19 protein-coding genes and 1 pseudogene are annotated in these 20,031 nt (G+C 37.3%); 15 read left to right on the top strand and 5 right to left on the bottom strand.

Annotated features, from left to right (window positions below; translation table 11 throughout):
• A pseudogene (locus Q0L68_RS05210) lies at nt 1-180 on the bottom strand (S1/P1 Nuclease); the annotation flags it as partial.
• A 210-nt stretch (nt 181-390) separates the two neighbouring features.
• Here Q0L68_RS05210 and rpsT point away from each other — a divergent pair.
• The 8 genes from rpsT (at nt 391) to Q0L68_RS05170 (ending at nt 7,738) form a co-directional block, all read left to right on the top strand.
• Nucleotides 391-645: a 30S ribosomal protein S20 gene (gene rpsT / locus Q0L68_RS05205; protein WP_296700357.1), complete on the top strand. Its 255-nt coding sequence runs from the start codon at nt 391-393 to the stop codon at nt 643-645.
• A gap of 97 nt (nt 646-742) precedes the next feature.
• Nucleotides 743-1,438 (top strand): DNA repair protein RadC, encoded by a 696-nt coding sequence (radC, locus tag Q0L68_RS05200; protein ID WP_296700354.1) that lies wholly within the window; start codon nt 743-745, stop codon nt 1,436-1,438.
• A 113-nt stretch (nt 1,439-1,551) separates the two neighbouring features.
• Nucleotides 1,552-2,169 carry a DUF1684 domain-containing protein gene (locus tag Q0L68_RS05195; RefSeq protein WP_296700351.1) on the top strand — a complete coding sequence of 206 codons (618 nt, stop codon included), beginning with the start codon at nt 1,552-1,554 and terminating at the stop codon, nt 2,167-2,169.
• Nucleotides 2,170-2,287: 118 nt separating this feature from the next.
• The gene (gene pheT / locus Q0L68_RS05190) at nt 2,288-4,702 is read left to right on the top strand and encodes a phenylalanine--tRNA ligase subunit beta (RefSeq protein ID WP_296700346.1); all 2,415 of its coding nucleotides are present in this window, start codon (nt 2,288-2,290) and stop codon (nt 4,700-4,702) included.
• A gap of 3 nt (nt 4,703-4,705) precedes the next feature.
• Nucleotides 4,706-4,990: a hypothetical protein gene (locus Q0L68_RS05185; RefSeq protein ID WP_296700343.1), complete on the top strand. Its 285-nt coding sequence runs from the start codon at nt 4,706-4,708 to the stop codon at nt 4,988-4,990.
• 1 nt (nt 4,991) lies between these two features.
• Nucleotides 4,992-5,276 (top strand): cell division protein ZapA, encoded by a 285-nt coding sequence (locus Q0L68_RS05180; protein WP_296700340.1) that lies wholly within the window; start codon nt 4,992-4,994, stop codon nt 5,274-5,276.
• 70 nt (nt 5,277-5,346) lie between these two features.
• Entirely contained in the window at nt 5,347-6,912 is a 1,566-nt protein-coding gene (gene rny / locus Q0L68_RS05175; RefSeq protein ID WP_296700338.1) for a ribonuclease Y, read from the top strand.
• A 64-nt stretch (nt 6,913-6,976) separates the two neighbouring features.
• Nucleotides 6,977-7,738: a zinc-dependent peptidase gene (locus Q0L68_RS05170; RefSeq protein WP_296700335.1), complete on the top strand. Its 762-nt coding sequence runs from the start codon at nt 6,977-6,979 to the stop codon at nt 7,736-7,738.
• On the opposite strand, the gene Q0L68_RS05165 is transcribed toward Q0L68_RS05170, so the two are convergent.
• The 4 genes from Q0L68_RS05165 to kduI all read right to left on the bottom strand — a co-directional run bounded on the left by Q0L68_RS05165 (nt 7,722) and on the right by kduI (nt 11,893).
• Nucleotides 7,722-9,125 (bottom strand): tagaturonate reductase, encoded by a 1,404-nt coding sequence (locus tag Q0L68_RS05165; protein WP_296700333.1) that lies wholly within the window; start codon nt 9,123-9,125, stop codon nt 7,722-7,724. The genes Q0L68_RS05170 and Q0L68_RS05165 overlap by 17 nt on opposite strands.
• 89 nt (nt 9,126-9,214) lie before the next feature.
• Complete coding sequence (locus Q0L68_RS05160) at nt 9,215-10,237, bottom strand: LacI family DNA-binding transcriptional regulator (RefSeq protein WP_296700330.1); 1,023 nt, start codon at nt 10,235-10,237, stop codon at nt 9,215-9,217.
• A gap of 25 nt (nt 10,238-10,262) precedes the next feature.
• Nucleotides 10,263-11,051 (bottom strand): gluconate 5-dehydrogenase, encoded by a 789-nt coding sequence (locus tag Q0L68_RS05155; protein ID WP_296700328.1) that lies wholly within the window; start codon nt 11,049-11,051, stop codon nt 10,263-10,265.
• 2 nt (nt 11,052-11,053) lie between these two features.
• Nucleotides 11,054-11,893 carry a 5-dehydro-4-deoxy-D-glucuronate isomerase gene (kduI, locus tag Q0L68_RS05150; protein WP_296700325.1) on the bottom strand — a complete coding sequence of 280 codons (840 nt, stop codon included), beginning with the start codon at nt 11,891-11,893 and terminating at the stop codon, nt 11,054-11,056.
• Between the two features lie 380 nt (nt 11,894-12,273).
• Here kduI and Q0L68_RS05145 point away from each other — a divergent pair, with 380 nt between their 5' ends.
• The 7 genes from Q0L68_RS05145 to dctP form a co-directional block, all read left to right on the top strand.
• A complete protein-coding gene (locus Q0L68_RS05145; RefSeq protein ID WP_296700321.1) occupies nt 12,274-13,953 on the top strand; it encodes a glycoside hydrolase family 28 protein in 1,680 nt (559 codons plus the stop codon).
• Between the two features lies 1 nt (nt 13,954).
• Nucleotides 13,955-14,713, top strand: coding sequence for a rhamnogalacturonan acetylesterase (locus tag Q0L68_RS05140; protein WP_296700318.1), 759 nt, complete (start codon nt 13,955-13,957; stop codon nt 14,711-14,713).
• 73 nt (nt 14,714-14,786) lie between these two features.
• A complete protein-coding gene (locus tag Q0L68_RS05135) occupies nt 14,787-16,688 on the top strand; it encodes a pectinesterase family protein (RefSeq protein WP_296700315.1) in 1,902 nt (633 codons plus the stop codon).
• 100 nt (nt 16,689-16,788) lie between these two features.
• Nucleotides 16,789-17,172: a VOC family protein gene (locus Q0L68_RS05130; protein WP_296700311.1), complete on the top strand. Its 384-nt coding sequence runs from the start codon at nt 16,789-16,791 to the stop codon at nt 17,170-17,172.
• 81 nt (nt 17,173-17,253) lie between these two features.
• Nucleotides 17,254-18,264, top strand: coding sequence for a 3-dehydro-L-gulonate 2-dehydrogenase (yiaK, locus tag Q0L68_RS05125; RefSeq protein ID WP_296700309.1), 1,011 nt, complete (start codon nt 17,254-17,256; stop codon nt 18,262-18,264).
• On the top strand, nt 18,264-19,304 hold the full coding sequence (locus tag Q0L68_RS05120; protein WP_296700306.1) for a Gfo/Idh/MocA family oxidoreductase: 1,041 nt from the start codon (nt 18,264-18,266) through the stop codon (nt 19,302-19,304). Before yiaK ends, Q0L68_RS05120 begins: the two co-directional genes overlap by 1 nt.
• A gap of 197 nt (nt 19,305-19,501) precedes the next feature.
• A partial coding sequence (gene dctP, locus Q0L68_RS05115; RefSeq protein ID WP_296700303.1) for a TRAP transporter substrate-binding protein DctP occupies nt 19,502-20,031 on the top strand: 530 nt, incomplete at its 3' end.

Genomic DNA, 20,031 nt, shown 5'->3' with positions numbered 1-20,031 from the left:
GTCTGGGTTGGTTGCTTTCTCTGTAATAAATTGAATATGAGGTTTATAAAACCCGATGAGTTCTGGCGGTAAAGAATAAACAGCAATCCTATTGATCAAAGAATGAGCATAAAAGCCCCATTTATTTGGGGTAGAAAAATAAAATATTTGAGAAATAACAAGAATAAATCGCAAAGCCATAACTAAAAATGTTAATATTTTTCACTGTGAAATCTTAGGAAAAAACCTATCTTTGTGCCTGAATAGTTGAAAAAGTGCAATTTTACTGTTTTGGTAATAAAGTCTTTTTCAGAGTAATCTTAGAAATAAATTGGCAGTGTGAATTATTTCCAATAAATTTGCACTCCAATTCGGAATAGGGGACGTAAAGAATTTATTTAATAACAAGATATGGCAAATCACAAATCAGCACTTAAAAGAATTCGTGCAAACGAAGCAAAGCGTTTGAGAAACAGATACCAAGCCAAAACAACCAGAACTTTCATCAAAAGATTGAAAGCTACTACTGACAAAGTTGAAGCTACTGAGCTTTACAAAAAAGTAGTTTCTATGTTGGATAAATTGGCGAAGAAAAATGTGATTCACAAAAACAACGCTAATAACAAGAAATCAAGATTGGCCAAATTCGTTAGCGCACTTGGTTAATCCTTAAAGATTTAATCTTTATTTGAAACCCTGCTTGTCAGGGTTTTTTTATTGGCTTTAAGTTAGTATTTTTAGTTGAACTTTTTTATCCGTTGACATGGAAAATAATACTTCAATTAAAATTTCTCAATTGGCAGAAGAGGATAGGCCAAGAGAAAAGCTTTTACTAAAAGGGAAGTCAGCCTTATCCGATGCGGAATTGATTGCGATACTGATAGGTTCCGGAACTCCCTCCATGAGTGCCGTAGATTTATCAAGACATATTCTTTCAGCAGTCAATTATGATCTTTATTCTTTGGCAAGATTAACTATTCAAGATCTCAAGAAATTTAAGGGAATCGGAGAAGCCAAGGCTATATCCATTATTGCGGCCCTAGAATTAGGAAGAAGAAGGAAGGACTCAGAGCCTATTTTAAAGCCTAAGATAACTTGCTCCCAGCATATTTATGAGTTGATGAAGCCAGAACTCCAAGATGAGCAGATTGAATATTTTTACTTAATCCTACTAAGTAGATCCAATCAAGTAATAAAAAAGCATTTGATTTCACAAGGAGGTACAGCCGGTACAGTGGTGGACACAAAATTAGTTTTTAAAGCGGCCTTAGAGCATCTTGCCCAATCAATGATTTTGGTTCATAATCACCCTAGCGGAAACCTGAAGCCCTCGGAACAAGACAAACGATTGACAGAAAGAATGGTTAAAGTGGGAAGAGAATTGGATTTACCGGTACTTGATCATGTTATTTTTACAGATGTTGGCTACTTTAGCTTCGCCGATGAAGGAATGATCTAATCGAATAATCCAGCATGAACCAACCTTCACAAAAAGGAATGGTTATAATCATTGTGAGGTTCCTTGTCGCAGAGAAAGAAGGCATGTGACGTTTCAAAGACAGATTTAAACAAATGAAACCAAAAAATATTCTAATGCTATTTGTGGTGGCAGTGGTAATCGCCGCCGTTGCTTACACCTTGACTGGGACTGAAAGCCCGGAAGCCTATATTGAAAAAATCGAAGCTGAGAGGGAAAGGCAGTTTAAATACATTCGCTTCAATATTGATTCGCCTTTATCCGAAGAGCAAAAGCAAAATTTCAAGACCTTAAATTTTTACCCCATTGACGCAGCTTACAAAGTCAAAGCTTTGATGGTGCCAGTAGAAAACAGAAAGGTGAGGGAAGTTCCATTGACAGATGGCTCTAAAGAACGATATATTGAACATTCTTGGGCGGAATTTGAGCTGTCTGGAAAACCACAAAGACTTTTATTGATGCAGTCTATGGATGAACCCGATAAAAGAAATTTCTTCTTGGCTTTTGCCGATGAAACCAGTGGACTTGAAACTTATGGAGGGGGAAGATATATCAATGCAAGGCAAGATGGCAAAACCAGTATTACTTTGGATTTTAACTTAGCTTACAATCCTTATTGTGCTTATAATCCGGATTATGCCTGTCCTATTCCTCCGAAAGAGAACATCATGGAAATCGCAATTCCAGTAGGAGAGAAAAATTACGATAAATAGCCTTTTAGCCTACCGCAATTCTCTTAAATTTGTAGCTTATTCTAATCAATTTGGGGTTTTCGAACCCTTTTTGTTTATCCAATCGAATCTTGAATTCGATCGCAACAGGAAAATATTCATGAAAATATCAATAAACAGACTCAAAGCTCATCTAAACTTAAATGAAAGTCCCGATGAAATTGCCGCTTTATTAACTAGATCCGGTTTGGAAGTAGAGGGAATAGAGGCATTTGAGTCTATTAAAGGGGCACTGGAAGGAGTAGTAATAGGAGAAGTATTGACTTGTGAAAAGCATCCCGATGCGGATAAATTAAGCTTGACTACGGTTGATATTGGCGAGGAAAGTCCCTCTCAGATTGTTTGTGGAGCTCCGAATGTGGCAAAAGGTCAAAAAGTTTTGGTAGCCAAAGTTGGAGCAACTATTTATCCAACTTCAGGAGATCCATTTACACTAAAAAAAGCTAAAATCAGAGGGCAAGTTTCTGAGGGGATGATTTGTGCAGAAGATGAATTGGGGCTTGGTACAAGTCATGCAGGGATTATGGTTTTGGATACCCAACTCCCAAACGGAACTCCAGCTTCTGAATACATAGAAATCTCTCAAGATCAAGTTCTTGAAATTGGATTGACTCCAAACAGAGCAGACGCAGCTTCTCATTTGGGAGTTGCAAGAGATTTAAAGGCTTTGCTAGGCAGAGAAATTCAAATGCCTGCCGAAATTGAACTCACAGTTGAAGCTTCTGGGCCGAAGGTTACAGTGGAGGTAGAAAACTCAGCAGATTGCCCAAGATATGCTGGGGTGGTAGTTACAGATTTGAAAATAGCTCCATCACCACAATGGCTTCAAAATTTCTTAAGATCTCTAGATCTGGAACCAATCAATAATGTAGTGGATATCACCAATTTCATTTTACATGATTTGGGTCAGCCATTGCATGCTTTTGATGCCGATAAGATTTTCGAAGGAAAAATCATCGTTGGAAAACTTCCTAAAGACACAAAATTCATCACACTGGATGAGAAAGAAAGAAAGCTTTCAGGTGAGGAATTGATGATCAAGGATCCAAAAGGGGGACTTTGCATTGCTGGAATTTTTGGTGGGGAAGGTTCAGGAGTTTCTGATGAAACCACTTCAATTTTCCTTGAGTCTGCCTATTTCTCCCCTGATATTATCCGTAAAGGAAGCCAATTTCATGGATTGAAGACTGATGCTTCTTTCAGATTCGAAAGAGGAACAGATCCCAATATGCCTGTTTACGCGTTAAAGCAAGCAGTTAAATTGCTTCAGGAAATTGCTGGGGGGAAAGTAGCGTCTGGGATCATTGATGTATATCCGGATCCGGTTCAAGACTTTGTGATTGATGTTGAATATGGCCATGTAAACAGACTGATAGGGAAGAAAATCGAGCCGGCTGAGGTGAAATCAATTCTGGAAAGTCTGGAGATCAGTGTAGAAAATGAAACGGAAGTTGGTTTTACCGCTATTGCAAAACCCTATCGCGTCGATGTAACTCGTGAAGCGGATATTATTGAAGAAATATTGAGGATTCATGGTTTCCACCAGGTATTGCTTTCTGAAAATCTTAAAACTGATTATCTGGCAGAACATCCGGTTAAAGACTTAAACAAGCTTCAATATCGAATGACGGAAATCCTTTCTGCTCAGGGATATTTTGAGATGATCACCAACAGTTTGACGAAACCTACCTATGCAGAAAAGTCAGGTTATTTGGATTCCTCAAAAAGCGTGGAAATTTATAACAAGCTTAGTGAGGACTTAGGGGTGATGCGTCAAACTTTGCTGTTTACAGGATTGGAAGTTTTGGCAAGAAACATTAACAGAAGACAGACTGATTTAAAAACTTTTGAATTTGGCACAGTCTATCATAAAACGGAGGAGGGTTATCAAGAAGGAAGAAGATTGGCTATTTTCCTTTCAGGTAGCAGATCATCCGAAAGTTGGTTGGAACCAGCAAGGCCATTCACTTTTGCAGATTTATATTCCACAGTAGAAAAGCTCCTTGAGAAATTAAACATTAATGTAGGGGATATTAGCATGGTGGAGTCAGCTCCATTTACATATGGCTTAAAACTAATGCTCGGTCAAAGAGAAATCGGAACGATAGGTTTATTGGACGATAAAATTTTGAAGCTTGCTGAAGTAAGGCAGGAAGTATTCTTTGCTGAATTGGATTGGAATTTATTGTGTAAGAAAGCAAGTGGTCTTACTCGCTACCAGGAAATCTCCAAATTCCCGGAAGTAAGACGGGATTTATCATTGGTAATTGATAAATCTGTGACTTTTGATCAGGTAAAATCTGTAGGAATTAAGTTTGGAGGAAAATTATTAAGAAGAATTGGCGTTTTTGATGTGTACCAAGGTGACAAAATCGATGCAGGTAAAAAGGCTTATGCATTAAGTTTTCACTTACAAGATCAGGAAAATACCCTGACCGATAAGGTAATTGACAAAACAATGAGTAAATTGATTCAAGCCTTTGAAAAAGAAGTAGGTGCATTGATCCGTACTTAGAAAATGATCCACGACGAACTGCAAAAATTGGAAAAACTGGTCCATCAAGCCAGTAAGAAATTACTTCATTTGAGTGAAGAAAATGATGAATTGAAGTCAAAAGTGACTGAAATGGAAGCCGAATTAGGTAAAAAAGAGCAGGAAATCGAACATTTTAAAAATAAGATTAAAATTAGTAACATTGTGGACAGCCGACCGGAGAATTCTGGAGATTCCACCGAAATGAGTGAATTAATCAATAATTATATACAAGAAATCGACCATTTAATCACCTACTTATCCGAGTGATATGGAGACACTTGCCATTAAAGTAAAAATAGGGGATAGAGAGTATCCTATGCGCGTCAAAATCGAGGATGAAGCCAAGATTAGGCATGCAGGCAAGTTGATTAATGAAAAATTGAGAAGGTATAAAGAGGAGTTTGGATTGGACGATAATCAGGATTTGCTAGCAATGGTTGCTTTTGACTGTATGGTAGAGTCATTGGAAACCAACGAAGTAAATGCAGAAGATAGTGAACATATTAACAAAAGTTTAGCCCAATTGAACTCATTACTTTCTAAAGCATTGTAATTATTTCTTATCCACTTATTTCAGGAACTTTTAGATTTTCCTCAGGTGAAATTTATATATAAAATAACCTATGGGAGAGATAGTATACATAATCCTGGCCGCCCTGGTAGGGATTGGCGTTGGAGCCGCAATAGCGGGTTTGTTAATTAAGAATAAAAACCAAAAACTCGAAGAAGAGACAAAAGAACGGATTAAATCCATGCTCCGTGAGGCAGAAATCAATGCCGAATCCATTAAAAAAGACAGAATCTTAGAAGCGAAAGAAAAGTATTTGAAGCTAAAGTCTGATTTCGATGAGGAGATGAGTAATAAGAAAAATATTATCATCACCAATGAAAACAAAGTTAAACAAAGAGAACAGCAGGTTTCTAAAGAGCTTGAACAAGTCAAAAGAAAAGAGGCAGAGCTAGATAGTAAAAAGGAAGTTTTAAGCGCTCAACTTCATGCTGTTCAAGTCAAGAAAGAAGAGCTTGAGAAAGTGACAAATCAGAGAATTGCAGATTTGGAAAAAGTGGCTGCATTAACTCGGGAAGAAGCAAGAGAACAATTGGTCACTATGCTTACTGAAGAAGCTCAATCCAGAGCTTCATCTCAGATCAAAGACATCTTGGATGAAGCTAAACTTACAGCTACCAAACAAGCAAAAAAGATCGTATTGGATACTATTCAGAGAACTGCAACTGAGCATGCCGTTGAAAATTGTGTTTCTGTATTTAATATAGAAAGTGATGATATCAAAGGTAAAATCATCGGTAGAGAAGGAAGAAATATTCGAGCTTTGGAAGCAGCGACAGGAGTTGAAATTGTAGTAGATGATACGCCCGAAGCGATCATCATTTCTGGTTTTGATCCAGTTCGAAGAGAAATCGCAAAATTATCTCTTCATAGATTGGTACAGGATGGTAGAATTCACCCTGCTAGAATCGAAGAGGTAGTTGCCAAAACCGAGAAAAATATAGAAGAAGAAATTGTCGAAATAGGAGAAAGAACTTGTATTGACTTAGGGATTCATGGCCTTCATCCGGAATTGATCCGAATGGTCGGTAGAATGAGATTTAGATCCTCATATGGACAGAACCTTCTTCAGCATTCCAGAGAGGTAGCAAAGCTATCAGCAACGATGGCCGCCGAAATGGGTTTAAATGCGAAGATGGCGAAACGAGCAGGCTTACTTCATGATATAGGGAAAGTTTGGCCGGAAGAGCAAGAACTTCCACACGCTGTATTGGGGATGGAGCTTGCCAAGCGTTATAAAGAACATCCGGAAATTTGCAACGCTATCGGAGCTCACCATGATGAGATTGAGATGACTTCTATGATCTCTCCAATAGTTCAGGCTTCAGATGCGATTTCAGGTGCAAGACCTGGAGCAAGAAGAGAAGTGATGGATAGCTATATCAAGCGATTGAAGGAGCTTGAAGAGTTAGCTTTGAGTTTCGAAGGAGTGAATAAATGTTTTGCAATGCAGGCTGGAAGAGAGTTACGAGTTTTAGTGGATGCAGACAATGTTGATGATTCTACAGCAGGCAAACTTTCATTTGATATTTCTCAGAAAATCGAAAAGGAAATGCAATACCCAGGGCAGATTAAAATCACTGTGATCCGTGAAATGAGAGCAGTGAATTATGCGAGATAATTTCTATTGTGAATAATTAATTTGGCAGTTACCTTTAGGTTTCTGCCATTTTTTTGATTCGGAAATGATATATAGTTTTAGAAGTGCACTATGGATATTAGAAGAGCTTAGGTTTAAGGTTTTCAAACGAAAACTTGATAAATCAGATTTAGAAATTTTGGAAAGGAAGTTTTCTTTTTTCAGTAGACTTTCTAACAGACATAAAAGAGAATTTTGTGAAAAGCTTGAAATGATTCTCACTACTAAAGAATTTATCGGAAGAGGTGGGATTCATATCGTGAGCCAAGAAATGGAAATTCTCATAGGAGCTACTATCGTCATGGTGACTTTTGGTTGGAAAAAAATTAGGCTTCCCCATTTCAAAAGAATTCTAGTCTATCCCAACGCATATTATAGTACAATTTCAAAGACTTACCATAGGGGGGAAGTTAATCCAAAACTCGGAATCATTGTTGTTTCTTGGAATTGCTTTTTGGATGGATTTTCTGATGATCATGATGGAGTGAATCTGGGTGTCCATGAGATAGCCCATGCTCTTCAATTAGAAAATCTGATTAAAAGTAATGCAGAAAATAATTTTTTAGACCCGGTGGCTTTCAAAGAATATAGTGTACTCGCCAAACAAGAACTAAAAAAACTAATTTCAAATTCTACCACTTTTTTTAGAAAAGCCGGAGGAATAAATGAACATGAGTTTTTTGCAGTAGCTCTCGAGAATTTTTTCGAAAGGCCACATGAGTTTTTCGATTATAACCCCATGCTATATGCCACTATTGTGCGCCTATTGAGACAGGATCCAAGAGTCTGGATCAAAGAGCAAGGATGATTTTAGCTTCTTTGGCAACTAATTCAGAAAGCCCGTCAAGTTTACTCAAGTCTTTACCCCAATATTCAGAGGTTGAAAGTAATTGATCTACGGTCTCCTCTACGGAAGATAATTGCCATGCGTCTTTAAAGTTTTCCAGGATTTTTGGATCATCTTTTAAAGGAATATTTTTTCCCTTGAACTCTCCTTTATAAAACACTAAAAGCGCAGCCAATGACTTCACTAAAAGTGGAGGCCAAGTCCCCTTTTTATGTTTGTATTCTAGCAAGGAGGGTAATACTCTGACTTTAAATTTAGAAATGGAATTTAAAGCAATGGAAATCAACTCATGATGGATAAATGGATTGGCAAATCTCTCTAAAACATCCTTCGCAAATTGAATTAATTCCTCCTCAGGCATATCAAGCGATGGGATAATTTCATCGAAGATTACTTCTCTCATAAAATTTCCAATTAGCTCATCTTCCACCGCTTCTCTAACGGTTCTAATTCCCATTAAATAGGCATAAGGTACCATAGAAGTATGTCCGCCATTTAAGATTCTTACTTTTCTTGTTCGGAAAGGAGTTAGGTCTTTAACAAATTTTACATCTAAGCCAGCTAAATTTAACGGAAACTCCTCTTTGACAAGATCAGGGCCTTCTATTACCCAAAGATGAAATGGCTCAGCCATGACAGCAAGTTTATCTTCGAAACCAATCTTTTTTTGGATCTCATCAATCGAGTCTTTTGGGTATCCTGGGACAATTCTATCAACTAATGTATTACAGAAGATACAGGAAGAATAAAGCCATTCGGTAAATGAATAAGGCAGTTTCCAGAGTGTTGCATAGCGATCAATACAGTCTTTTAAGCTTCCTCCATTATTTTCTATCAACTCACATGGAATAAAAATCAGTCCTTTGGAAGGATCTCCATTGAAATGCTGAAATCTATGGAAAAGCAATGCCGCAACTTTAGCCGGGAAGGAATCTGGAAGCCTATTGGGATCTATATCGGTAGGATCAAACTGAATACCCGATTCGGTGGTGTTTGAAATAATAAATCTTAAATCAGGATTCTCACCAAGTTTTAGATAGGATTGATAATCTTCATTGGGGTTGCTAATTCCAGAAATGGAAGTGATCAGTTTTGCTTCATCAATTCTTTTTCCATCTTTTAAACCTCTTATTAAAACGTGGAAAAGGCAGTCTTGCTGAATCATTTTTGGGTCAGCGATTTGTGAATGCACTTGAACTACTTGAATATTTCCGTCGAAAACACCTTTCTCATTTGCTTCTTCTATCATAAAATCAGTAAAACCACGAAGGAAATTCCCATTTCCAAACTGCAGGATTTTTACGGGTCTTTCTTTTATTTGGACTTCTGATTTTGATAGTGATTTCATAGTAAGTTTCTGGTTAATAGAGTAAAAAAAATATTTTAAAGTATAAATAGAGATTATTATCTTTTTTCTGAAACAAATAAGGTAATGGTTTAATTTTTTTGAGAAGACCCTCTAATAATTAATTCAGGTTTTAAAATGGTTTTTTTAGCCATTGGATCAGTTTTTTTATCATTTAATAATTCGAAAAATGTTTCAGCAGTGATTTTTCCCATAGGTATGCTTTTTTGATCTACTGTAGTAATTGTAGGTTCTGTAAAAGAAGTGAAAGGTTCATTCCCAAAGCCTGCCAATTTTATCTGTTGGGGGATTTTATATCCATGCTCTTTCAAGACTTGCATAGCACCCATGATGGCATAATCTGAGGCTGAAAAAACAGCATCGAATTTTACATCTTTTTTTAAGAGGTCTTCAATCAATTTCCTTCCGTCTTCTAATTGCATATTGCTGTATAATATAAGGGCAGGGTCTACTTCGATCCCATTATCTTTCAATGCTTCCTCATACCCTCTTTTTCGTTCTTTGTAGATGTTGATTCTTTGAGAGCTGGAAAAATGAATAATTCTTTTGGCTCCATTTTTTATTAAATGATCAACCGTTTGATAAGCTCCCAAAAAATCATCAATAACCACTTGGCTTACCTCCAAATCATTTGAAACCCGATCGAAAAGAACCAATGGTATTCCTTTTTTCATTATTTTCTCAAAATGCTCAATATTTTCTGTGGTTTTACCAATCGATGCGATAACCCCATCTACTTGCGCATTTAATAACGCTTCTACATTTTGAACTTCCTTTTCAAATTCATCATAGGATTGAGAAATGACAATTCTATAGTTGAGGTTGGTGGCTATTTCCTCAATTCCTCTGATCACAGAAGAGAAGAAATTTCTATTTGCTGTAGGTACAATTACCCCAATCAATCTGCTTTTCCCACTTCTAAGTGCTGAAGCAATATGGTTTGGCTGATAGTTTAGTTGTTTTGCAACCTTTAATACTTTCTTCTTGGTTGCTTCAGAAATCCTTGGATTATCATTTAAAGCTCTGGAAACTGTACTGGCAGTTACGTTTAACTTCTCTGCAATATCATGAATAGTGGCTTTTTCCTTCTTCATAATCTATGGCTTTCCAATTGATGAATTATTCTCCATGTGGTTTTCCTATAGTAGCCAGTATCCCACCATCTACATAGATGATTTGTCCATTGACATAGTTGCTGGCATCACTAGCCAAGAACACGACTGCTCCTCCCAAGTCTTCTGGGTTTCCCCATCTTCCAGCTGGCGTGCGATTAATTATAAAATCGTTGAAAGGATTTCCTTCCACTCGTATTGGAGCTGTTTGCTCTGTGGCAAAATATCCAGGCCCAATTCCATTTACTTGAATATTATATTTAGCCCATTCCGTAGCCAAATTTCGTGTCAACATTTTCAAGCCTCCCTTTGCTGCAGCATATGCACTGACTGTATCCCTACCTAGCTCACTCATCATAGAACAAATATTGATTATTTTCCCTCCAACACTCCTCTTAATCATCGAGTTGGCAACTCTCTGCGAGACTATAAATGGTGAAGTGAGATCAATGTCTATTATTTTCCTAAAATCACTGGGTGACATTTCCAAAGCAGGAGTCCTCTGAATCATTCCAGCATTGTTTACCAAAATATCAATGGGTGCAATTTCCATTTCAATTTTTGAAATAGAATCCTGTACTTCCTGCTCATCTGACACATTAAAAAGAAAAGGGTGTACCAAAACTCCTGACGCTTCATATTCCTTTAATGCTTTTTCCATTTTGGAGGGAGTATGTCCATTGACTACTAAAGTTGCACCTTGCATCGCTAAAGCTTTTGCCATGGCCATTCCTAGCCCATGGGTAGCACCAGTAACTAAGGCAGTTTTTCCAGTCAGATCAAAATTCACCTTCATCCTTACTTTAATTCTGAAGGTTTTACTGTGTCCATGTCACCATAATCCAAATTTTCCCCGGCCATCCCCCAAATAAATGTATAATTGGAAGTGCCGGCACCACTGTGGATTGACCAAACCGGTGAGATGACTGCTTGGTGATTTTTTATCCAAATATGCCTAGTTTCTTCAGGTTGACCCATGTAATGAGAAACTACATTTTCTTCTTTCAAGTCAAAATAGAAATAAGCTTCCATACGCCTGTCATGGGTATGTGCCGGCATAGTATTCCATACCGATCCAGGCTTTAATTCAGTCATACCCATTTGGAGTTGACAGGTTTTTACTACCGAGTTGACCAGTAGTTTGTAAATTGTTCGGTGATTGGAATTTTCTAAAGATCCTAGTGTAACAACTTCCGCATCTTTGCGGGTTATTTTTTTGGTAGGGTATGTTTTGTGAGCTGGGGCGGAATTAAAATAAAGAAAAGTTGATCCTGTCTTGGATGGGTGAAAAACAACTTTCTTTATTCCTCTTCCAATATATAATGCTTCCCTATGACCAAGTTCTATGGTTTCATCTCCCACTTCTATAATGGTGTTTGATCCAATATTAATAATTCCTATTTCTCTTCGATCCAAAAAATTTTCAGCTTTTAGCTGATCTACAGATTTAAGTTCAAGAGGGGAATTAACAGGATGAATTCCGCCAATCATAAGGCGATCTTCCATCGAATAGACCCCACTGATTTTATCAGAAATGAATAAATCCTCAATTAAAAATTTCTCGCGGATTTCGGAAGTTTGATATTTTTTGAAGTCTTCTGGATGGGAAGAATATCTGGTTTTTATAGAATTTGTCATGATTGATAATGTGTAATCGTTTGCACAATATATAGAAAAAAATAGGTTTTTTAGATGGACCTGAAATCCAAACTTTTTGTACATATATCCAAGTATTCTTTCAATTTCATGTCAATTGCTCATTTTTAATCCTCTCCATATTCAGTATTTATTTAGCTAAATATTTATTATTATGCAATCGATTGTCTTAAATTCAACTTTCTTTTTATAAATGAAGATTTATATTCCAGCTTTTAAATGAATAATATTTCTATCTCTGATTCTTTTGGGATTGAATATTTGATGAAAATTGGATATTATTTTTTCTTAAAAATATTGAATTCAAGCTTGGGAACTGGATATATCTAATGTCTCAAACTAAACTAACAGGAACCCCTAAAATGAAACAGTACTTTCTGAAATCATTCTTTTCCATTCTTTTCCTTGTCTATTGGACTGGAGCATTTTCACAAGAATCAATAAAATCTATCTATGAAGGGATTGAATTTGATATGCCAATGGTGCAAGAGACAAGCTTCCCAGCTTTTGAAAAAAATATAATTGAATTTGGTGCAATTGGAGATGGATTGACAAAAAATTCTCAAGCCTTTAAAGCAGCTATCGAAGAAGTAAACTCAAAAGGTGGTGGCAAAGTGACTGTGCCTCGAGGAATATGGATGACCGGACCAATTACTCTTTTAAGCAATGTAAACCTTCACTTAGAAGATGGTGCTTTGATTATTTTTAGCAAAGACAAAGATGATTACCCATTGGTTGAAACGAGTTTCGAGGGATTAAATACAGTTCGTTGCCTTTCCCCAATCAATGCGTTTCAAGTAGAAAATATAGCAATTACAGGCAAAGGGACAATTGATGGAAGTGGCGAAGCTTGGAGATTTGTCAAGAAAAGTAAAATGACAGACACCCAATGGAAATCACTTTTAAAAACAGGTGGCGTTTTGGATGAAAAAGGGCAGATTTGGTTTCCATCGCAGGCTTCTTTGGATGGATACAATGCAAGTAGCAGTTTTAATGTACCGGATACAAAAGATCGGGCAGAACTTGAAAAAATGAAGGATTTCCTTCGTCCTGTCATGGTGAGTATTCGAGAGAGCAAAAGAGTATTGTTAGATGGGCCAACTTTTCAAAATTCGCCAGCATGGAATATTCATCCTTTGATGAGTGAGGATGTGATCATTCGAAACTTAAATATCCGCAACCCTTGGTATTCTCAGAATGGTGATGGTTTGGATCTTGAGTCCTGTAAGAATGTATTGATTTACAATAATACCTTCGATGTGGGAGATGATGCTATTTGCTTTAAATCAGGAAAAGATAAAGATGGCCGTGACAGAGGAGTTCCAACTGAGAATGTAATTGTAAAAAATAATATTGTTTACCATGGTCACGGTGGATTTACAGTTGGAAGTGAAATGTCTGGAGGCGTAAGAAATGTACATGTTTCAGAATGTACCTTTATTGGTACCGACGTTGGATTACGATTCAAAAGTACCCGTGGGAGAGGGGGGATTGTAGAGAATATTTGGATTTCAAATATTCATATGATCGATATCCCTGCTGAGGCAATTCGATTTAATTTATTTTATAGTGGGAATAGTCCAATATTGGAAGATGATCAAAGTGCAGAAGATGAAGCAAGAAATGAAGATCTAATTCCGGTGACAGAAGAAACACCATCTTTCAGGAATATCTCTATGAAAAATATTTATGCATCGGGATCTGGTATTTCGGCATTTTTCATGGGATTGCCAGAAATGAAGCTTCAAAATGTGAAATTAGAAAATGCAGTATTGGATGCAAAACAAGGGATTACTATGATAGACGCAGAAGGACTTGAGTTGATTAATGTGAAAGTTTCTGGAACAAATGAATTTCCACTTACAATTTATAATAGCCAGCAAGTGAAAGTAAGTAATTTTAGTTTTGAGGAGAATGGGAAAGCTGCCGTGAGAATTCTTGGAAACTCAAAAGATATTGAACTGGATAAGGAAGATTTTAAAGATCCGAATAAGATCAGTAGAGGGAATGGAGTTTCTCAAGATGCAGTAAAGATTAAATAAGATGAAAAGTTTATTCGTATTTTTTTCGATGATTACACTTTTCAGTGGTACTATTTTCGGAACAGATTTATTGGTATCGGAGATTACTTTTTTCATGGTAGGAGATTCAACCATGGCTAACAAACCCTATAAAGGAAGTAATCCGGAAAAAGGCTGGGGACAGGTTTTTCCACTCTATTTCAAAGAAGGAATTCGATTTGAAAATCATGCGATGAATGGGAGAAGTACCAAGAGTTTTAGGGATGAAGGAAGATGGGAAGTAGTGATGGATAGGCTCAACCCCGGAGATTATGTGATCATAGAATTTGGTCATAATGATCAAAAAATCAACTCTGCTGATCGTTATGCTTTTGCTGATTCTACCTATCGGGATAATTTGATCCGATTTGTAAAAGAAGTTCGTGAAAAAGGAGGGAAAGCAGTTCTTGCAACCCCGATTTCTAGAAGGAGTTTTGATGATAGCGGAGAATTAATCGATACACATGGGCGATATTCAGAGGTGGTAAGAGAAGTCGCCTCAGATTATGATGTACCTCTTTTTGATTTGCATGCAAAAACCGTCGATCTGATCAATCAGTTTGGGGTCGAAAAATCTAAGGAATTGTTTCTTCATTTTCGACCTGGAGACTATTCTGTATTCCCAGATGGAATAGAAGATAATACGCACCTTTCACCGACAGGAGCATTCAAAGTGAGTGACTTAGCAATTGAGGAACTCAAAAAAGAATTGCCTGAATTAGTGAAGTTTTTAAAAGATTAATTTATCAGGATTTCGATTTTGTGACTTTCTGGAAATCCGGTTTGAATAGAAGATTAACTCAAAATATTCATCGATGAAATCAATTAGAAATCTGTTTTTGATCTTGCTATTATCGGTTAGCTTTCATCATCCAATTTTTTCGCAAGATTTTGTTTCCGACCCTCAGCCTTTGGATTCTGAGGAGCTGAAAGGTAAAATCGAGCATGATATTGTCGTTTCAAAAGATGGAACTGGACATTTCAAAACAATTGGAGAAGCGCTAGATGCCATAAGAGTATATCTTCCAAAGCCTTTGACGGTTTATATAAAACCAGGTGTTTACAAAGAAAAATTAACTATTCAGGGCCCTGTAACGAATGTGACTTTTTTGGGAGAAAGCCCTGAAAATACAATAATTACTTACGATGATTTTGCCTCAAAAGACAACATGGGGACATTCGAAACTTACACTTTAAAAGTTCTTGGAAATTCCTTAACCTTTAAAAATCTGACAATCCAAAATACTGCAGGCCAGGTAGGTCAGGCAGTTGCCCTTCATGCAGAAGGCGATCGGTTAGTCTTTGAGAATTGTCATTTTTTGGGAAATCAAGACACTATGTTTGCCTCAGGAGAAAACTCAAGGCAACTTTATAAAAACTGCTATATTGAAGGAACTGTCGATTTTATTTTTGGCTCAGCAACAGCAGTTTTTGAAAATTGTGAAATTCTCGCTAAGTCCAACTCTTATATCACAGCTGCTTCAACTCCGGAATGGGTGTCTTATGGATATGTATTCAAGGATTGTAAAATAAAAGCGGAGGAAGGAGTTACCGAAGTCTATTTAGGCCGGCCTTGGAGAGATTTTGCTAAAACTGTTTTCATTAATACGGAAATGCCCTCAGAGATTCTTCCTGAGGGTTGGCATAATTGGGGCAGAGAAAATGCCGAAAGGACGGTTTTTTATGGGGAGTCTGGAAGTTATGGTCCTGGAGCTAATGTTGAGTCCAGAGTAGAATGGTCTCATCAACTAGGGGAGGCTGAACTGAAAAAATATAGCAATGACCTGATTTTCTCTGGATCCAATAGAGATGCGGATTATCACGGCAATCGTTGGTTTGGGTATCAGAAAGACAGTTCCTTCAATTTGATCGATGCTTGGAAAAAGGATGTCAAAAATTTCCCACAAATCAAGCCTGTCTATAAAAAAGAAGAGGTAGGATTAATAGAAAATCTGGGATTAGTTTATAAAAATCTTGGAAGTCGAGCCTTGAAAATTGATGTCTTTCAACCTGTAGAATCCAATTCCAAATTACCGGGATTATTGATGATCCATGGTGGTGGATGGAAATCTGGAGATAAGGTTCTTCAAGTTCCTATGGCTATGGAGTTGGCCAAAAGAGGTATTGTGACTGCCGTAGTCGAATATAGACTTTCTCCCGAGGCGCAATATCCCGCAGCAATTCATGATATAAAAGAAGCAATTCGCTGGCTTAAGATAAATGCCGATAGGTTTGGGGTTGACTCCTCAAAAATTGCAATTTCTGGGAGCTCAGCTGGAGGGCATTTAGCAGCGTTGGTAGGAATGACTAAAGCCCCAGAACAAGAGGGTGAAACCAAAATCGAGGCATCTTCAAATGTTAAAGCGATCATTGATATGGATGGGATTTTGGCTTTCCATCATCCAGAATCAGCTGAAGGACAGGTAGCATCGGAGTGGTTGGGAGGAACTTATGAGCAAAAGCCTGAGAAATGGGATTTGGCTTCACCTTTATATCTGAATGAACCGCATTTTGTTCCCATGCTATTTATCAATTCGCAATATCCTAGATTTCATGCCGGGAGGGACGAGTTAATCGAGAAGTTAACTAAAAATGGAGTCTATTCTGAAGTTCATACATTTCCGGAAACGCCACATCCATTTTGGTTATACGAACCTTGGTTTGAGCCAACAGTCAATTTAATGGCGGATTTTTTAACCAAAGTCCTAAAAGATTAATGATTTTCAATGATTGAATTCATCTTGGATCTCAGCCTTATCCATAAATGATTCTTAATTTAGGAGTTACTGGATTAAACAATTAGAAAAAATATAACCTATGAAATTTGAACACTTTGCCATAAATGTAACAGATGCAAAAGCAGTCTCTCGTTGGTATGAAGAGCATTTGGGACTTACTGTTAAAAAGAAAATGGAAGAATCGCCTAATATGACTTTTTTGGCAGATGACAGTGGCACAGTCATGCTGGAGATTTATAATAATCCCAAAGGAGAAACGCTTGATTTTGGGGGCTTACATCCACTTGCAGTTCATCTTGCTTTAGTTTCAGAAAATCCCAAAGCGGATAAAGCTAGATTAATAGCTGCCGGTGCTACTGAGTTTTCGGATGATACCTTACCTGATGGATCGCATCTTGTGATGCTGAGAGATCCTTGGGGAATTTGTTTACAGCTTTGTAAGAGAGCCATTCCTATGATTTAGAATTTTCGAAGTCATCATTTGGGAATTCGGATTGCCCTAGTAACTTGAACTGTACCTAAAATTACTTTTTGCCAAATAATAATGAGCGACATCCTTATTCCATTTTCTGAAATTCATCAAAATCTAGCAGCAATACTGAAGACTTATGGATTTTCATCAGACAGAGCAGATGTTTGTGCAAAGCTTTTTGCAAAAGCGGATTTGGATGGAGTTCGGTCTCATGGGGTAAATAAATTTCTCAAGTTTCTCGAGTTTATAAGAAAAGGGAATGTTAAACCTAACAATGAACCTATTTTGGAAAGTAGCTTAGGTGTTTTTGAGCGTTGGGATGGTCTTCTTGGAGTAGGAAATCTCAATGCTGAATTTGCAATGTCACGAGCCATAAAAATCTCAGAACAGTTCGGAATAGGTTGTGTGGCATTGAAAAATACCAATCACTGGATGCGTGCAGGTAATTTTGGCTGGCAAGCTGTGGATTCCGGAAAAATTGGAATTTGTTTTACAAATACCAAACCTAATATGCCTGCCTGGGGTGGAAGTGAGCCTACTCTTGGGAACAATCCATTAGTTATAGCCATCCCAAGAAAAAATGGTCCAGTAGTTTTGGATATGGCCATGTCACAATTTGCCTATGGGAAGCTTGAAAATTATGTAAGATCAAACAAGAAAGCTCCATTTCCTGCGGGATTTGATGAGGAAGGGAATCTCACGAAAGATCCCGAGCCAATCTTGAAAAATGAGATGGCTTTACCAGCCGGCATGTGGAAAGGGGCTGGTTTGTCTTTGGTTTTGAATATGCTTGCTGCTACACTTTCTGGTGGAGACAGCACACACCAAGTAAATACGTCAGGCTCTGAAATCGGTGTTTCACAAGTGTTCCTTTGTTTTGATCCCGTGAAATTGGGGATGGAAAGCTGGTTCGATCAAAAGTGTGATGATATTATTGAGAATCTAAAAAACTCTAAGGTTTTTGAGGGACAAAAGGTTCTATATCCTGGAGAAAATATATTGAATACCAGATCGAAAAATAGGATTCAAGGGGTTCCAGTAGATAAAAAAGTATGGGGTAAAATTTTAAAGGAATTAGAATAATGAAAAAGTACGGAATAGGAATAATCGGAACAGGATCAATCGCAATCAAGCATGCTCAAGCCATTGAGGAATTAAAGAATGCAGAATTGGTGGCACTTTTTAATCCGAATATTAAAAGTGCAGAAACAGCGAAAGAAAAGTTTGCTGCACCGGTTCTATCCGATTTTGAAGAATTTTTAAACTTGCCAAATCTTGATATTGCATGTATTTGTACTCCTAGCGGAATGCATTTAGAACCGGGTCTCGCTGCTGCTAAAGCTGGAAAGCATCTTATGGTAGAAAAGCCAATTGAAATCACTCTTCCCAGAGCGGATAAATTGATTCAGGTTTGCAATGAGAATAACGTTCAATTGGCAGTGATTTTCCAAAATAGATTTTCCGATGATTACCAGAAATTAAAGAAAGCTGTGGATGCTGGATTATTTGGCAGATTGATCATGGGGAATGCCTATGTAAACTGGTTCAGGGACGCAGCTTACTATTCAACTAGTAAATGGAAAGGGACTCTAGCTGCTGATGGAGGAGGTGCACTTATCAATCAAGGAATTCATACTATAGACCTTCTTTTGGATTTGATGGGAGACGTAAAAAGCGTTTTTGCGGAAGTTCAAACAACTTTATACCCAATAGAAGGAGAAGATTTAGGTTTGGGAATTGTGAATTTTGAAAACGGAGCATTAGGAAATGTTACCTCTGCAACTTCTCTTTATCCTGGATATCCTGAAAGAGTTGAAATTTTCGGTACAGAAGGAAGTGCAATTTTAGAAGCTGGAAAGATTACTGCCTGGAATATCAAAGGCAAAAAACCATCTGAATTTAAAAAGGATGCGGAAACAGGATCCGGTTCCTCTGATCCAAATGCAATTGGATATCAATTACATCTCATGCAATGGAAGCTTTTTTTAAAAGATATTGAAGGGAATAAAACTCCAACAGTAGATGGTAAAACAGCAAGAAAATCTGTTGAATTAATAAGGGCCATGTACCAATCCTCTAAGACAAAGAAGTTAATTAATTTTCCTTTTCTGGATAAGGCCTAATCATAGAATTCCAATTTAGATTTGCATTGAAAGCCAAGGACAAAAAGCTATGATTTCAAGATATTGAGCACTAAATATGGGTTTTGAATAAGAAATGACCCGCGTAACAGAAGTTTTAAAACGATTCCGTAATTCATCAGGTATCTAAGTCAGGAAAGACTTATTATTGTTAAATACCTACTAGTTACAATAGACCCATGAAGAGAACAATCCCAATTCTGCTAATCCTTATTTTTTTAGGAGGTCTTCCTTTTTCATGTACCTCTCCGCTCAATTTTAAAATCATCAAACTTGGACATGCGCAAGTGGTAAGTCACCCGGTACATGAAGCAATGCTATTTATGGCAAAGCAAATCGAGAAAAAATCAGAAGGTAAAATAAGAGTAAAAGTATACCCTAATCAGCAATTGGGTTCAGAAAGGGAATTATTGGAGCTTTTGCAAATTGGAAGTTTGGGGATGACAAAAGTATCGGCTGCTGCTTTGGAAGGATTTGCGCCTACCATGCAGGTTTTTGGAATGCCATATTTATTTCGTGATGATGAGCACCAACGAAAAGTTCTGGAAGGTCCTATAGGAAAACAATTATTACTGGACGGAGAAGAGTATTGGCTTAGAGGATTAACCTACTATGATGCAGGTAAAAGAAGCTTTTATACCAAAGATAAGCCTGTGGAAACTCCCGCGGATCTGGCGGGACTTAAAGTTCGGGTGATGGAAAGTGTCAC

Source organism: Algoriphagus sp. (assembly GCF_024642405.1).
In the GTDB taxonomy this organism is placed as follows: domain Bacteria; phylum Bacteroidota; class Bacteroidia; order Cytophagales; family Cyclobacteriaceae; genus Algoriphagus.
This window is presented reverse-complemented; position numbering and strand designations above follow the sequence as displayed.